This is a genomic window from Coprococcus sp. AF99-45, from assembly GCF_027663865.1.
Taxonomy (GTDB): domain Bacteria; phylum Bacillota; class Clostridia; order Lachnospirales; family Lachnospiraceae; genus Allocoprococcus; species Allocoprococcus comes.
The window spans coordinates 57,951-74,761 of sequence record NZ_JAQDGZ010000008.1; the positions used below are offsets into that span (position 1 = coordinate 57,951).

Annotated in this window: 13 protein-coding genes; 1 reads left to right on the top strand and 12 read right to left on the bottom strand. The window is 44.2% G+C overall.

What is annotated here, in order from left to right; translation table 11 throughout:
- Nucleotides 1-41 precede the first annotated feature (41 nt).
- From PGR14_RS08190 to PGR14_RS08245, 12 genes are all read right to left on the bottom strand, one after another.
- Entirely contained in the window at nucleotides 42-1,223 is a 1,182-nt protein-coding gene (locus PGR14_RS08190) for an iron-containing alcohol dehydrogenase (RefSeq protein WP_022219898.1), read from the bottom strand.
- A gap of 295 nt (nucleotides 1,224-1,518) precedes the next feature.
- Nucleotides 1,519-2,892, bottom strand: a complete 1,374-nt coding sequence (locus tag PGR14_RS08195; protein ID WP_270223222.1) for a chitobiase/beta-hexosaminidase C-terminal domain-containing protein — start codon at nucleotides 2,890-2,892, stop codon at nucleotides 1,519-1,521.
- Nucleotides 2,893-2,925: 33 nt separating this feature from the next.
- On the bottom strand, nucleotides 2,926-4,593 hold the full coding sequence (locus PGR14_RS08200) for a formate--tetrahydrofolate ligase (RefSeq protein WP_117823884.1): 1,668 nt from the start codon (nucleotides 4,591-4,593) through the stop codon (nucleotides 2,926-2,928).
- A 32-nt stretch (nucleotides 4,594-4,625) separates the two neighbouring features.
- Nucleotides 4,626-7,280 (bottom strand): FtsK/SpoIIIE family DNA translocase, encoded by a 2,655-nt coding sequence (locus PGR14_RS08205; RefSeq protein ID WP_270223223.1) that lies wholly within the window; start codon nucleotides 7,278-7,280, stop codon nucleotides 4,626-4,628.
- A gap of 143 nt (nucleotides 7,281-7,423) precedes the next feature.
- Nucleotides 7,424-8,155, bottom strand: coding sequence for a ClpP family protease (locus PGR14_RS08210; protein ID WP_055156738.1), 732 nt, complete (start codon nucleotides 8,153-8,155; stop codon nucleotides 7,424-7,426).
- A gap of 248 nt (nucleotides 8,156-8,403) precedes the next feature.
- Entirely contained in the window at nucleotides 8,404-9,165 is a 762-nt protein-coding gene (locus tag PGR14_RS08215) for a CFI-box-CTERM domain-containing protein (RefSeq protein WP_270223224.1), read from the bottom strand.
- A gap of 23 nt (nucleotides 9,166-9,188) precedes the next feature.
- On the bottom strand, nucleotides 9,189-9,923 hold the full coding sequence (locus tag PGR14_RS08220) for a YebC/PmpR family DNA-binding transcriptional regulator (protein ID WP_022219892.1): 735 nt from the start codon (nucleotides 9,921-9,923) through the stop codon (nucleotides 9,189-9,191).
- A gap of 51 nt (nucleotides 9,924-9,974) precedes the next feature.
- The gene (locus PGR14_RS08225; RefSeq protein ID WP_118217805.1) at nucleotides 9,975-10,817 is read right to left on the bottom strand and encodes a hemolysin family protein; all 843 of its coding nucleotides are present in this window, start codon (nucleotides 10,815-10,817) and stop codon (nucleotides 9,975-9,977) included.
- Between the two features lie 22 nt (nucleotides 10,818-10,839).
- Nucleotides 10,840-11,187 (bottom strand): type II toxin-antitoxin system PemK/MazF family toxin, encoded by a 348-nt coding sequence (locus tag PGR14_RS08230; protein ID WP_022219890.1) that lies wholly within the window; start codon nucleotides 11,185-11,187, stop codon nucleotides 10,840-10,842.
- Nucleotides 11,188-11,277: 90 nt separating this feature from the next.
- Nucleotides 11,278-12,441, bottom strand: a complete 1,164-nt coding sequence (gene alr, locus PGR14_RS08235; RefSeq protein WP_270223225.1) for an alanine racemase — start codon at nucleotides 12,439-12,441, stop codon at nucleotides 11,278-11,280.
- Entirely contained in the window at nucleotides 12,438-13,961 is a 1,524-nt protein-coding gene (locus PGR14_RS08240) for a bifunctional ADP-dependent NAD(P)H-hydrate dehydratase/NAD(P)H-hydrate epimerase (protein ID WP_022219888.1), read from the bottom strand. Before PGR14_RS08240 ends, alr begins: the two co-directional genes overlap by 4 nt.
- An 80-nt stretch (nucleotides 13,962-14,041) precedes the next feature.
- Nucleotides 14,042-14,689 carry a redox-sensing transcriptional repressor Rex gene (locus PGR14_RS08245; RefSeq protein ID WP_022219887.1) on the bottom strand — a complete coding sequence of 216 codons (648 nt, stop codon included), beginning with the start codon at nucleotides 14,687-14,689 and terminating at the stop codon, nucleotides 14,042-14,044.
- A gap of 158 nt (nucleotides 14,690-14,847) precedes the next feature.
- Here PGR14_RS08245 and PGR14_RS08250 point away from each other — a divergent pair, with 158 nt between their 5' ends.
- Entirely contained in the window at nucleotides 14,848-16,755 is a 1,908-nt protein-coding gene (locus PGR14_RS08250; RefSeq protein WP_055260516.1) for an ABC-F family ATP-binding cassette domain-containing protein, read from the top strand.
- The last annotated feature ends 56 nt before the right edge of the window (nucleotides 16,756-16,811 follow it).

The window sequence follows — 16,811 nt, forward strand, 5'->3', positions numbered from 1 at the left end:
TATCGAGGCCGTCTGTCTCTGTAAGAACTGTATTCTCTTTTTTAAAAATCTACTTCTGTTCCATAATATGTACAGTTGAAAAGTTTTTCCATAGCTGCCGGATCGATCGGACGTGGGTTGGATCCTGTACATGCATCACCAACTGCAAGTTCTGAAATCTTTGCAATTTTTTCTTTGAATTCTGCTTCGTCAATACCGAAATCTTTCAGTGTCTTCGGAATATTCAGTTCTACATTAAATGCATCGATCTTTGCACACAGGCTGTTGATCAGCGCTTTCTCAGATGTACCCGGAAGTCCCATTCTGCGTGCGATTTCTGCATAACGTTTTGCAGCGACCGGATCTTTTGCATTGTATTTAATTACATATGGAAGGTAAATTGCATTTGCGCATCCGTGCGGAATATGTCCGGTTGAGAATGCCGCACCTGTCTTATGTGCCATAGAATGTACGATTCCAAGAAGTGCATTGGAGAATGCCATTCCTGCAAGGCACTGTGCATAATGCATCTGCTCTCTTGCTACCATATCACATTTGTAAGATGCCGGAAGGTAATCCAGAACCATCTCGATCGCCTGCAGTGCAAGCGGATCTGTAAATGGACAGTTCAAGGTAGATACATAAGCTTCAATCGCATGTGTCAGTGCATCCATACCTGTGTAAGCAACCTGCTTTACCGGGAGACCCATAACAAGATCCGGATCTACAATTGCAACGTCCGGTGTAATATTAAAATCGGCAAGTGGGTATTTTACTCCGGTCTGATAGTTGGTAATAACGGAGAATGCTGTTACTTCTGTTGCTGTTCCTGATGTTGACGGAATTGCAGCAAATTTTGCTTTTGTTCTTAATTCCGGGAAATTGAACGGAATACAGAGATCTTCAAATGTAACATCCGGATATTCATAGAATGCCCACATTGCTTTTGCAGCATCAATCGGTGATCCGCCACCCATAGCTACGATCCAGTCCGGCTGGAACTCCTGCATAACTGCTGCACCTTTCATAACGGTCTCAACAGATGGATCTGGCTCAACACCTTCAAAAAGCTTTACTTCCATTCCTGCTTCTTTCAGATAGTTCTCAGCTCTGTCGAGGAATCCCTGACGCTTCATGGAACCTCCTCCGACAACCAGGATTGCTTTTTTTCCTTTCAGGTTCTTCAGTTCTTCAAGACATCCTTTTCCATGGTAAATATCTCTTGGTAATGTAAATCTGCTCATTTCAAACACTCCTTTGCCCTTAAAGTATGTTATCTTTTTGACAATCATATTGTATCTCAATTCTATGCTTTTTGCAACATTTTACCACAAATAAATTGTACTTATTTCCATACAATTATACATTTTTAATAAACCATATTATACTCACTCTATTCATAAAATATTTGATTTGTGATATATTTCACATATTTTACGCAAATTTTTCAAAAATGAAAGTAATCGAAAAAGAGTACGCTTTACCAGTCATGCTCTGACAAGCGGACGGCTCGGCATACTCTCTTCTTATAATCGGGTTTTAATCTGTATTCAGTTCATAATTTCTTCTTGTGACATCACTTAATCTGCCTTTTTGGTCCTGCAGAACAAAGCTGAAAATCGTACTTCCCGCCGGCATTACGATCGGCCCGGTATACTCCTGCGTCGCAGAATTATTTTCCGGATCCGGATCTGATCCATCCGTCGTGTAATATGCCGTATACTTATCCGGTACAACCACACTGATTGATTGGACATGGTTATACTGCCCGGTCGATGGAGTCACCGCCGGCGCATCTGCAATCGGGAACTCAACTTTATAAGTTTTACTTTCTGTCAGGCTTGGAATTCCTTTCTTATTAACAGAAATTGCTTTCACCGTCGTCTCACCTTCACCGATCTTGATCGGTTCCGTATATTTCGTACTTGAAGTTGTCGGCTCTGAACCGTCTGTCGTATAGTAGATTGCTTTTCCTTTTCCGGTCAGTTCCAGTGCCTGTACTTCATCATATGTCTCTGTCTCATCCAGACTAAACTCCGGTTCACCTGACACATAATCCTTCAGAGCTTCAAGAACCGTATCACTGGTACATGCATTCAGAAGCGGTGATACCTTTTCTTCCTGTTTGGTATCAATATAAAATTCTACCGCTGCACGATAAATTTCTGCATTTCCGGACTGCTTTGCAATCTCGTCTGTAAAAACTTCTTCTGCCTGATCCAGATCATCCTTGGCAATATAAACCTTTGAAATCCCTGTATAAGCTTCTGCTTTCTTCGGACTTCCAGAAGCTGCTTTTTCAAATACAGTGAGTGCGTTCTCATATTCGGAAGCTGCCAGAAGCCGGTATCCTTTCTTTACTTTTCCGGTATATGAATTTTGATAAAACAAGAAAATGAGTCCTGCCAGAACAATACACCCCGCCAGTAGCATAAGCAACATTTTCCGGCGTTTTTTTCTGGCGCGCTCTTTTCTCTTTTCTGCCCGCATACGCCGCAATCTGCGTTCTTCTTCATACGCTCTTCTCGTCTGTTCCCGCGCATCTTCTCTTTGACCCACACGTCCGGTAGCCGGTCTGACATCACTGCGTCTGACCACCGCATCTCTTCCACGCCTGGTCACAGTTTCCTGCTGGCGACGACCAACACTTCCCGAATTTCCCACGCACCTGGTCTCTCCTCCAACACTTTCCCGTCTTTCATATACCGGATTTGCCGCACCAGAATAGCTGACATCTTGCTTTCCCTGCTCACCCAGATGAAGCGACATTGTCTGTGTAATGCCTCCTTTTAACTGAGCAGTCAGCATATCATCAAGTGGGTTATAATCAGGCACGATCTGTATTTCCCTGCCGCAGCTAGGACAGATCAACTGATCTTCAGGCAAATCTGCTCCACAGTGCATACATTTCATTGTCTTTCGTCTCCTTCTGGTATCATACTTCTTTTAGAACAATCCGGTAATTTTACCGTCTTCTACATCAATTCCATTTGCTGCAGGTACTTTCGGAAGACCCGGCATGGTCATGATTGCTCCGGTAAGAGCAACAACAAATCCTGCTCCTGCATTTACATAGACTTCACGGATATGGATATCAAAGTTCTCCGGACGTCCAAGAAGCTTCGCATCATCGGACAGAGAATACTGGTTCTTTGCCATACATACCGGGAACTTGCCAAAGCCCATTGATTCAATTCGTGCAAGCTGTTTCTTTGCAGCAGGTTCATATACAACACTCTTTGCCCCGTAAATCTCTTTGCAGATTGTCTCGATCTTCTCTGCAATTGATAACTCATCACTGTAAATCGGATGATAATGGCTTTCTTTTGTCTCCAGAGTCTGTAATACTTTCTCTGCCAGCTCTTTTCCGCCGTCTCCGCCTTTACCCCATACTTCTGCAAGGGCAAATTCGCAGCCTCTGTCTTCGCAGAACTTACGGATAAATTCGTATTCTGCTTCAGTATCACTGACAAATGAATTCAAGGTAACCACAACCGGAACGCCGAATTTCTGCAGGTTCTCAATATGCTTTTCAAGATTTACAATTCCTTTTGCAAGAGCATCCAGATTTTCTTCGTTCAGTTCGTCTTTTGGCACGCCACCATTGTATTTTAATGCACGTACCGTTGCAACCAGAACTACAGCGTCCGGTTTCAGTCCCGCCATACGGCACTTGATATCCATAAACTTCTCTGCACCCAGATCCGCACCGAATCCCGCTTCTGTGATCGTGATATCACTCAGCTTAAGTGCCATCTTGGTTGCACGTACACTGTTGCAGCCATGTGCAATATTTGCGAACGGGCCACCGTGTACCAATGCCGGTGTATGTTCCAGAGTCTGGATAATATTCGGCTTGATCGCATCCTTTAACAGTGCTGTCATTGCACCGGTTGCATGAAGCTGGTCAGCTGTAACCGGTTCTCCGGAAAATGTATAGGCAACAATGATTCTGCCAAGACGTTTTTTCAGATCTTCCAGATCGTCTGCCAGACATAAAATTGCCATAATTTCGGACGCAACTGTGATCACAAAATGATCCTCTCTTACCATTCCGTCCATTTTATTTCCAAGACCAACTACTACATTACGCAGTACACGGTCATTCATATCTACACACCGTTTCCACACAACCTGTCTCGGATCGATTCCAAGAGCATTTCCCTGCTGGATATGGTTGTCAAGAAGAGCTGCAAGCAGGTTATTTGCCGATGTGATTGCATGAAAATCTCCGGTAAAATGAAGATTCAGATCTTCCATCGGTACAACCTGTGCATAACCGCCACCAGCAGCACCGCCTTTAATTCCAAAGCAAGGTCCGAGCGATGGCTCGCGCAGAGCGATCAGAGCTTTTTTACCGAGCTTTGCCATTGCCTCTCCAAGTCCAACGGTAATCGTCGTCTTCCCCTCTCCCGCCGGAGTCGGATTGATTGCAGTAACAAGTACCAGCTTTCCATCTGGTCTGTCTTTTACTCTTTCCATCAGTTCATCCGATAATTTTGCCTTATACTTGCCGTAAAACTCAAGGTCTTCCTCTTCAATTCCAACCTTTGCTGCAACCTCGCGAATATGGAGCATCTCTGCCTCCTGTGCGATCTGAATGTCTGTCTTCATAATTATATCCTCCCTTTTTTCTTCTGCGTTTCTTAAACTGATTCTTCTATGTATTGCTCAAACTGTTCCATAGACATCAGTACTTTTCTTGGTTTGGTACCTTCTTCTTCTCCTACGACTCCCGCCTCGGCAAGCTGATCCATAATCCGCGCCGCACGGTTAAACCCGATTTTAAACACCCGTTGGAGCATTCCGATCGATGCTTTGTCTTTTTCAATGATAAACTTTCCTGCATCTACAAAGTAGACATCTTTGTCGTCCTCGGAAGATGCTCCTCCCGCAGATACATTCTGATTACTATTCACCTGCTTCTGGATCTCTTCACTGTAGGCTGCGCCTCCGCTGTTCTCTTTTAGGAAATCAACCACTGCCTGGACTTCTTTATCAGAAACAAAAGCCCCCTGAACACGTATCGGCTTCTGATAGCCAGCCGGATAGAACAACATATCGCCTTTTCCAAGCAGCTTCTCCGCGCCATTCATATCAATGATGGTACGGGAATCCACACCGGATGATACAGAAAATGCTATTCTTGATGGCATATTCGCCTTAATCAGACCAGTAATGACATTAACCGATGGTCTCTGCGTTGCAAGAACCAGATGAAGTCCTGCCGCACGCGCAAGCTGTGCCAGACGGCAGATTGCCTCTTCTACTTCTCCAGGTGCAACCATCATCAGGTCTGCAAGTTCGTCTACGATGATTACAATCTGTGGAAGTTTCTGTGCTTTATTCGGATCATCAATATCTTTAATGTTCTCGACTTTATCATTGTAACCTTTCAGATCACGGACATTATACTCGGCAAAAAGCTGATAACGTCTGTTCATTTCCGCAACCGCCCAGTTCAAAGCTCCTGCTGCCTTCTTCGGATCCGTTACAACCGGGATCATCAGATGTGGAATTCCATTATATACACTTAATTCCACCACCTTTGGATCTACCATGATCAGTTTCACATCCTCCGGTTTTGCTTTGTAGATAATACTCATAATGATCGTATTGATACAGACAGATTTACCGGATCCGGTAGCTCCTGCGACAAGCAGATGCGGCATCTTTGCGATATCTGATACCACCACTTTACCTGAAATGTCACGACCTGTCGCAAATGCGATCCGTGATCTACTTTTCTTAAATTCATCTGATTCCAGAAGATCACGCAGCATAACTGCAGTATTTTCCTTATTCGGAACTTCAATGCCGACCGCTGCTTTTCCCGGGATCGGTGCCTCAATACGGATATCAGCCGCCGCCAGGTTCAGCTTGATGTCGTCCGCAAGTCCTACGATCTTGCTGACTTTCACCCCCATCTCAGGCTGTAACTCATAGCGTGTGACAGAAGGTCCGCAGCTGATATTAGTGATTGTAACATTCACACCGAAGGTTTGAAGTGTCTTCTGGAGCTTTGCTGCTGTCTCCCGCAGATGCGCATCCGAATCTCCGGAGGTTTTACTTCCATGCTTCAACAGACTAAGAGGTGGAAAGCGGTATTCCCTGACCGGTTTCTCACTTCTTGCAATCGTATCTGCAACAGCAGCCACCTCTTTTGGGATATCTGCCTTAACTTTTGAATTTCCGGAGACCTGTCTTATTATTCCGTCTTCTGTCTGCCCCGCTGATAAATTTTCTTCAGCCACATCTGTCTGTATATCTTTACCGGACTCCGTCTTTTTTTCTGCTTCCTGCATCGCTCCTTTTAAGAACTTCGGGAGTTTTTCTTTCACCGGCTCAAGGGGAACCGGTTCCGGATCCGGGATCAGCTCTGTAGCGGAAAGGGGCATCGCACGATTGATCACTACATCATCTAGTGCAATTTTCCCAGTCTGTTCCATAATGTGCTTTGCAGCCGCTTCTTCTGCACCGGCAAGCACGCTGCTCATATCCTTCCGGCTGCGTCTGGTAGCTTTCTTTTCTGTGCTTTCCTTTGCTTCTTTTCCGGCTTTTTCTTCTGCTTTTTCTGCCTCGTTCTCTTTTCCTCCAACTGTCGAATTAAAGGAAACGCCGCTTACCTGATAATCAACACGCATAGCTTCCCGCCTTGCCCTGCGTTCCTCAGCCTCTTCTTTACGCTTCTGCATGTCCTCTCTGGCACGGTCATACGCTTTTTCCCCGCCGATCTTCATTCCTTTTAGAATAGACTTTTCTGTGATAAGGACTACACAGATCACCATTAAAATGATCACGACAACATATGTACCCACTTTACCGATTGCCGGCACCAGTCTGACCGCAATTGCCTTTCCGACAGATCCGCCTTTTTCATCGATCAGTTCAAAGAGCACACAGCACTGAACCAGTAATACAACGCCTGCAACAGTCTTAATATATGCGATCCTGTTTCCTTTATTGGAAACCACAAACGCGACTCCACAAAATAAAAGCAGTGGAAATACATACGCCATCCAACCCATCATTCCCTGCTGCAGTGCTACAATCTTTCTTCCAAATGCACCTGCAAGTCCGAAATTGCTGATTGTGAGCAGAATCCCTACCGCAAGTGTCACCCAGATCAGAATCTCCGTTGCAAGAAATGATTCTTCCTGCGGCACAGCTTTTGATGTGGTATTCTTTCTGGTTGTCTTCGCAGATTTTGCAGACTTTGCACTTGTCTTCTTCGTAGGCTGCCGCTTTTTCGCCGTGCTCTGCTTTGCATTTTTCTTTGTTCCGGTTGTCTTTGAAGCCATCAAACTTCCCCCTTGTATTTATACTCTTTATCTTGTAATCAAATGACCGATTCCTTCTCCTCTCTCCCCAGATATAGTATCCGGAATCAGTCATCAAAAGTGTATACTTGTACATACTATTTTATTATAGCATCCTCTTCGCCTTATGTCATCTCATAATTTTTATCAGTATTTTCCATTTTTTCATCAATCATTTCATGCAATTTATTTAATGCATCTCTTATTCCGCCAACTTCATCAATGAGTCCTTCCTCCACTGCACGTTTCCCTTCCAGCATTGTCCCCACATCTTTGACAAGCTGTGTGGAATCCAGCATCAGTTCTTCAATCCGCTCCTGTGACATTCCGGAATGCTCTGCAAGGAATCCGGTGATCCGGTCCTGCGTCTTTTCAATATTCCGCAGGCTTTGTGCCACACCGATGAACATTCCGCTTGTCCGCACCGGGTGAATGATCATCGTCCCACTTGGAACAATAAAAGAATAATCTGCCGACACAGCAAGAGGGCCACCGATAGAATGACACCCTCCAAGTACCAGAGATACTGTCGGTTTGCTTAAAGACGCGATCATTTCCGCAATCGCAAGTCCCGCCTCCACATCTCCGCCCAGTGTATTTAAGAGAATCAGCACACCATCAGTCTGAACACTGTTCTCAATCTGTGCCAGCTTTGGAAGCAGGTGCTCATACTTGGTTGCCTTTGTACTGCCGGAAACCGTCTCATGCCCTTCTACTTCGCCGATGATCGTGAGTAGCTCGATCTGATGATTCCGACGTCGGTCAAGCGAAAGCATTCCCATTTCTTTAACATGTTCATCTTCTTCCTTTGTGGTTTCCGGCTCTGTCTCTCTGACTTCCTTTTCTTTATTTTCCATATTTTCTACAATCTGTTCCCTGCTCTTTTTCTTACGTATCTGGTATTCTTTTACATCCGTTTCTTCCTGTATTTTCATTGCCGCATTCCTCCGTTCTTTTTAGCTTAGTATGGACAATGCTTATGAAAATATGCAGGATTTTCGCCACAGAAATGAATCACAGATTCTTGTAGCGACACAAATCTGTACCTGATTCACTGTATATGCAAAAGAGAATGCGACTCGGCACATTCTCTTTGATTTAAACATTATGAAAATAAATATTTCCTGCGCAGGCTATATACCATATCCGTATAAATCTTGCGGCATGCCTCCAGATCATCGGATTCGATCATGGAAACACATGGGTGAAGATAACGGCACCAGATATCTGCATATACATCTTCTGAATTTTCCATCCGGTTGATCCGGTTTACGATTGTCGGAGCAATATCGTAATACTCGGCAACAATTTCTTCGCCGCCTTTCTGATTCACCAGATATTCATCTCTGTATCTTCTCATCAGATTCAGTTCGTAACAGTCATCAGGTTTGCCAAGACTTGCACATACGGCTGTAGTAATATAGCAGAGACGTGATTTGAAGCCTCCCTGGATCTGCTCGAATTCCGATTTACTGATCTTTAGTTCCAGATCATGATCATTCCAGCGTTCGATCATGCAGTCTACAATCTCTTCACAAGCATCCATTCTGCCATAACGGAACATCGGGATCACATACGTAACCATGCCCAGATTATATTTCATAAGTACATTTTCTTTTTTTCTTTTTGAACTTTCCTGATCCAGTACTTCCCGCATTCTATCCGGCAGAACAGCAGCAATCTCTTCAATCTCTTCCTGTCTGTCTTCCGAATTCTCGCATTCCTGTGCAATCTCAGTAAAAAGCGGCTTATACTTCTCGTATGCATTTTTAAACGAATCCGCATAAGTCTTTTTATTGAAATCTCCGGAAATCGGAATAATCTGGTCAAACAGGTCATTCAGTCCATTCTGTATACTCTGATTCATTCAGGTTCCTCCCGGAATCGATCCTATGCTTCTTCCCAGTTATGATATACTTCCTGTACATCATCATCATCTTCAAGAAGATCAAGTGTCTTCTGAATGTTCTTGATATCTTCTTCGTTGTCCAAAGTTACCCATGTCTGTGGAATCATTGTAACTTCTGCGCTTGCCATCGGAATACCCGCTTCTTCCAGAGCAAGACGAACCTCACTGAAATCATTCGGATCTGTAAGAATTTCAAAGCTGTCCTCTTCTTCCGAAAAATCTTCTGCTCCTGCATCCAGTGCCTGCATCATCAGATCATCTGCATCCAGTTCACATTCTTCTTTATCGACAATGATCTGTCCTTTCTGATCAAACATGAAAGAAACACATCCACTGGTTCCGATATTTCCTTTTCCCTTTGTGAAAGCGCTTCTTACATTAGAAGCAGTACGGTTACGGTTATCAGTAAGTGCATCAACGATGATTGCAGTTCCGTTCGGTCCGTATCCTTCGTATACGATGTGTTCGTAGTTGTTAGCATCTCCGTCTCCGGCTGCTTTTTTGATACTTCTGTCAATATTGTCATTTGGCATATTATTTGCTTTTGCCTTTGCAATCGCATCACGGAGTCTGCTGTTGTTAGCCGGATCAGCTCCGCCTCCTTCTTTGACTGCTACAGCGATTTCACGACCGATCTTCGTGAATACTTTTCCTTTTGCTGCGTCGTTTTTTTCTTTTTTATGCTTGATATTCGCAAATTTTGAATGTCCTGACATTACTTTTTACCTCTCTTCAGTATTTTTACTATTCTCAATTGTACTATTTTATCACTTTTTTGTCCTACTGACAAGGACTTTGCGTATTGTATTATTATCAACTGACAATACATGGAACAGATAGCCTCCGAATTCCACCTGACATTCTTCATCTTCCGAAGGAATTCTGTCCAGGCAGTCGATCAGATAACCATTGATCGTATCGTAATCTTCTTCGTTGAAACTGATTCCCAGAAGCTCTTCCAGATCCTCCAGCTGTGTCATACCATCCACGATATATGTACCATCTGCCTGTTTGATGATCAGCTCTTCTTCCTCATCATACTCATCCTGGATATTTCCAACGATTTCTTCTACAATATCTTCCATCGTAACGATCCCTGATGTCTGTCCATACTCATCCAGCACGATCACCATATGGCTCTTGTCCTGCTGCATCTGTTGAAACAGTTTGTCAATCGCCTTTGTTTCCGGGATAAATCCTGCCGGACGGATGGCATCCTTCAGATCATGCACCGGTTTTTCCCTTGCCGGACCGTCCAGGTAGCTCTGCATCGCATCCCGGATATGAAGAATCCCCACAATGTTGTCAATATCTTCTTCATAAACCGGGAATCTGGATTTGTTCTCCTCCAGCATAAAGGTAAGTGCTTTTTCCAGAGATTCCTCTCCATCCAGTGCTACGATATTTTTCCGGTGCGTCATGATATCTTTTGCATCCGAATCCATATATTCAAAAATGTTGGTGATCATCTTCATCTCACGTCTTGTCAGAACACCTTTTTCATAGCCTTCCAGTACTTTTTCAATGATTTCTTCTGCAATTTTCTCTTTATCTTCATTGTCAGAAAATACATTTTTCATTTTCTGAAGTAAATTACCTTCCGTTTCCATTGCTTTCCATACTTCTCCTCTTTTATGTATGAAGCATCAGGCTGACGCACAGCGCTTCATCGACTTTTCTCATAAGCTCTTTGTCTACCCGGCACACGTAATCCTTCAGTCTCTGTTTATCGATCGTCCGAATCTGCTCCAGAAGGACAACAGAATCCTTGACGATTCTGTACCTTTTTGCATCGATTTCCACATGTGTCGGCAGCTTCGCTTTATTCATCCTTGAAGTGATCGCGGCACAGATAACGGTCGGACTGTGCCGGTTCCCGACATCATTCTGGATGACAAGAACCGGACGCACACCGCCCTGCTCCGAACCGACTACCGGACTTAAATCCGCATAATAAATATCTCCACGCCTGATCTGCACTTCTTTCACACTCCGCTTATCAAGATACTTTCATTATTGCCAGCTTTCTCCTGCTGTATTCATATCTCTTTCGAAGTGCATCCCCGCATTTTAGAAATAATCGACCTGCTCTACAACTTTTCCGTCACGCAGATATTCCCTCGGAACACGTTTATTGATATCACAGATAAATTCATAGTTAAATCTACCGCTCAGGTTGGCAAGTTCATCTATTGAAAGATAAGCATCCCCATCGTGGCCGACCAGTGTTGCCCTGTCACCAAATTTCACATCCGGAATTCCGGTCACATCTACCATAAACTGATCCATACAGACTCTGCCAAGGATCGGCGCCTTCTGACCATGGATCAGAACATATCCTTTGTTGGAAAGACTTCTTGGGTATCCGTCTCCATATCCCGTCGGGATCGTGGCGATCTGCATCCTTTTCGGGGCAACAAAGGTGCCTCCGTAGCTGACTTCCGTACCCTTTTCAATCCATTTCACATAAGTCACATGCGCGATCAGCTCCATTGCCGGCCGGAGCGGAACTGCCTCCTTATTGACTTCATCTGACGGATACAGTCCATAGGTAGAAATCCCGGCTCTCTCCAGATTCATTCCAAGCTTTGGCATATCAATGATACTTGCACTGTTTGCACAGTGATAATAAGTAATTTCCATACCTTCTGCTGCAAGATGTTCTTTCATCCACAGAAAAGCACGGATCTGTTCCAGTGTCGTGGTCTTATCCGTCTCATCTGCCTTTGAAAAATGGGTAAACATTCCTTCGCAATCCGTATAAACAAGTCTGCCGATCTTAAGGATCTCCTCTACACTTTCTTTCGCTACCGGAAAGCCAAGTCTTGACATTCCTGTATCGATCTTAATGTGCAGATATGCCTTCTTCCCCATACGGTATGCGGTCTCATCCGCAAGCTTCGCAAGCTCATAGCTGTAGGTTGTCATGCGGATCTCATGACGGATCATCTCTTCCATCTGGTCCGGGAAAATACATCCCAGGCAAAGAATCGGCTTCTGAATGCCGGCTTTTCTGAGTACAACACCTTCATCCAGAGTTGCGACCGCATAGCCCCAGACATAGTCCACATCTTCCAGCATTCTTGAAATCGGCACCGCTCCATGACCATAACCATCTGTCTTGATGACCACGACCATCTTGGTTCCTTTTTCTATATTTGCATGCATCATTTCCATGTTATACATCACCGCATCCAGATCGATCACCGCACGCAGTCTGCTGTATTTCTTCATTCTGTCATATCCTCCAATTCCTTAAGTGTTCTGCCGAGCATTTTCAAGAGATCACCCGCAAGCACACTGTAAGAGCCAAGTTCTTTTCTGGCATGATCTCCGCACAGCCCATGCAGATAAACGCCAAGCACAGCGGCATCATCCGGTCTCATATGCTGTGCCATAAGTCCGGTGATCATTCCTGCAAGCACATCTCCCGATCCGGCCTTTGCCATTGCCGCATTACCGGTGGTATTGATCATAAGCCTTCCCTCTGGCGCTTTCACAAGTGTCCTGCTGTCTTTCAGTACACAGACAGCATGGACTTTTTCTGTATATTTCCTTAATAGCTCTCTTCTGTTGTCTTTTAATTCCTGTACGCTGTATCCGGTCAGTCTGGACATTTCTTTCATATGTGGAGTAAGTACATATCCGGAAGGATTCATCCGAATCTGTTCGATCCCCCACTCATCGGTCTTTGCCAGAAGGTTCAGTCCGTCCGCATCAATAACAGCCGGGGTTTTATTATTCTCAAGCACCTTTTTCAGTAATTCCTCCGAATGCGGTCCCATACCGAGTCCGCATCCAATACAGAGCACATCCGCCCATTCCAGCAAATCCGGAAGTTCTTCAAATGATTCTGTCTCATCCAGAGAATAGGTCGTCATTACCGCCTCCGGTAAAAGTTCCTGTAAGATTGCCCGGTTACTTTCCTCCGTATAAATCCGGACAAGACCTGCTCCCGAAAGATATGCTGCCCTGGCACTTAAATATGCTGCGCCGGACATTCCTTTGCTTCCGGTAATCATCAGAACCTTTCCATAAGTTCCTTTATTAGAATCCGGTTTCCTTTGCGGCAGCATTGCCGGCACATCGGATTTTTCAAGTGCCATGCAGATTTCTTCTTCCGCAAAAAACTCCGGTCTGGTAATTCCGATCGGTGCTGTAACAAGCTTTCCTGTATACTCACATCCCGGATATAGGATCTGTCCCATCTTCTGAAACGCAAAGGTCACTGTAAGATCTGCTTTAAATGCCGTTCCAAGCACTTTTCCATCATCCGAACGTATCCCTGAAGGAGTGTCGACTGCCACCTTACAGGCAGTCATCCGATTCATCTGATCAATCACCTCTGCGTATCTGCCTTTTATTTCACGGGATAGGCCAATACCGAATACGGCATCTATAATAACACTATATTCTTTCTGTGGCAAACTGTTTCCTACAGATATTCCCAGATTTTCCAGAATTTTCATCTGGATTTTTGTTTCTTCACTACGATGGTCATAATTTCCGACCAATACTACATCTGGATGATTTCCTTCTTCTACGAGCATCCTTGCAATTGCGAATCCGTCACCACCGTTATTGCCACTTCCACACACGACCAATGCTTTCGACAAATCTATGTCTTCTGCTTTCATCGCAGCCACACACTGAAGTGCCGCCCGTTCCATCAGGACAAGGGACGGGACCTGCATCTTCTGTATCATTCTCTGATCCGATCTTCTCATCTGATCTGCTGTCAGTATTTCTTTCATATCCGGTCTCCCATACATTTAATTTTCAAAAAGGTGCAGGAAAAAATTTTCCTGCACCTCTGCCTTCTGGTCTGCTTTGCCTACTTTCCTTCATGTTCTTCATTGTATCTGGTGATATTATAAGATAATCTCATCAGACTTTCAGACAAATGAACATTCTCAACAATAATATTATCCGGCAGATTCAGATCTGTATGCGCAAAATTCCAGATAGCCTTAACTCCATTATCTACCAGGAGATTGGCAACCTCTACTGCTTTTGTCTTCGGAATCGTAAGAACCCCGATCTCAATATCGTTTTCTTTCACAAAATCCTTCAATTCATCCATCATACGGATCTCAACTCCACGGATCGTCAATCCGGCAAGCCTTGGGTTTACGTCAAACAGCCCTTTTAAAACAAATCCCCGATTTTCAAATGCTGCATAGTTCGCCAGTGCCTGTCCAAGATTTCCTGCTCCAATGATAACGAATTTATGTTTCTCGTTCAGTCCAAGGATCTTACCTATCTCTGTATAAAGATACTTTACATTATAGCCATATCCCTGCTGTCCAAATCCACCAAAATTATTCAGATCCTGACGGATCTGTGAAGCAGTTACTTTCATTCTTTTACTTAATTCATTGGATGATATCCGTTCGACTCCGCTCTCCAGTAGTTCCCCTAAATAACGATAATACCGCGGAAGTCTCCTTATTACTGCCTGAGATATTTCTCTTGATGCCACTTTCACTTCCACCTTCCTATTTTTTGACTCATTATTTTTAATTATATAAGAATCTAGTGAAAAAGTCAAATTTTATAGTTGTTTTTTGTCGTATTTCAGCTATAATTATGTTACTGTGAGCAGTAACATAATTGCCACTTTAACAGGAGGATATAAAAATGATACTGGCATGTCATAATCTGTCAAAAAGTTTTGGGGATCAGGTCATCGTAAAAGACGGATCCTTTCATATAGAGAACCATGAAAAAGCTGCTCTTGTAGGTCTTAACGGAGCCGGCAAATCCACGATCCTCAAGATGATCGTAGGACAGCTTTCTCCCGATGCAGGGACGGTTGTTCTTACCAAAGGCAAAACTCTCGGCTACCTTGCACAGCATCAGGAGATGGAAAGCGGCAATACCATTTATGAAGAAGTCCGCACGGCAAAAGCCGAAGTCATTGAGATGGAAAAGCAGATCCGTACAATCGAGATAGAGCTTCCGTCTCTTTCCGGAGATGCTCTTGAAGCACGTCTTGCCACTTATCAGAGACTGACTTCTGCATTTGAGCACGCAGACGGTTACGCTTATAAAAGTGAGCTTACCGGCGTTCTAAAAGGTCTCGGATTTACAGAAGAACAATTTACTAAACCCGTAGATTCTTTATCCGGTGGTCAGAAGACCCGTGTATCTCTTGGCAAACTCCTTCTTACCAAGCCTGACGTCCTGCTTCTGGATGAACCAACAAACCACCTGGATATGAACTCCATCGCATGGCTGGAAACCTATCTTCTGAATTATCCGGGTGCTGTTCTTATCGTATCCCACGACCGCTATTTCCTGAACCGTGTGGTTACAAAGGTGATTGAAGTCGAGCAGGGACAGCTTCATACTTATATGGGCAATTATTCTGATTTTGCTGTCAAAAAAGAACAGCTCAGAGAAGCCAGATTAAAAGAATACTTGAATCAGCAGCGTGAGATCAAACATCAAGAAGCCGTGATTGAAAAGCTCCGTTCATTTAACCGTGAGAAATCCATCAAGCGTGCCGAAAGTCGGGAAAAAATGTTGGACAAGATGACGCTTGTAGACAAACCGATGGAGATCAACACTGACATCCATCTGAAGCTGGAGCCTTCCCGTGTCAGTGGCAATGATGTCCTTTCTGTCAAAGGATTAAGCAAAGCCTTTCCGCCACAGACACTTTTCACCGATATCAGTTTCGAGATCAAGCGTGGGGAACATATAGCCATCATTGGCGACAACGGAACCGGAAAAACTACGCTTCTCAAGATTCTGAACAATGTGATCCAGGCAGACAGCGGTTCCTTTACACTGGGTGCCAATGTGGAGATTGGTTACTACGATCAGGAACACCACGTCCTTCATATGGATAAGACGATCTTTGAAGAAATTTCCGATGATTATCCGACACTTACCAACACACAGATCCGGAACATGCTTGCGGCTTTTCTTTTTACCGGAGATGATGTTTTCAAGCTGATCGGTGATTTAAGTGGTGGTGAAAGGGGACGAGTATCTCTGGCAAAGCTGATGCTCTCCAATGCAAATTTTCTGATCCTCGATGAGCCAACCAATCATCTGGACATCACTTCCAAGGAAATTCTTGAGCGGGCTCTGAACGATTATACCGGTACGATACTTTATGTATCCCACGACCGTTATTTCATCAACCAGACTGCCACCCGTATTCTGGAACTGACCGGCAATACCTTTGTAAATTATATCGGCAACTATGATTATTATCTGGAGAAAAAAGATCTTCTGACCCCGGCTGTTTCCACAGCTGCTTCCGAAGACGCACCGGCGCAGGTTTCCGAATCCAAACTAAGCTGGCAGGAGCAGAAAGAAGAACAGGCACGTCTCCGTAAAAGGCAGAACGACCTGAAGAAAACAGAAGAACGTATCGGTGTTCTGGAAACACGTAATGGCAAAATCGATGAACTGATGATGCAGGAAGAAGTCTATACAAATTCTGTTAAATGCCAGGAACTGGCAAAAGAAAAAGCAGCAAACGAAGCAGAACTCGAAGAACTCTATGAAAAATGGGAAGAACTGGCTGAATAAGCCAGTTCTTCCCATTTTCCTGTCAGAGATACGCCCTTCATGCATTCCCTGCTCTT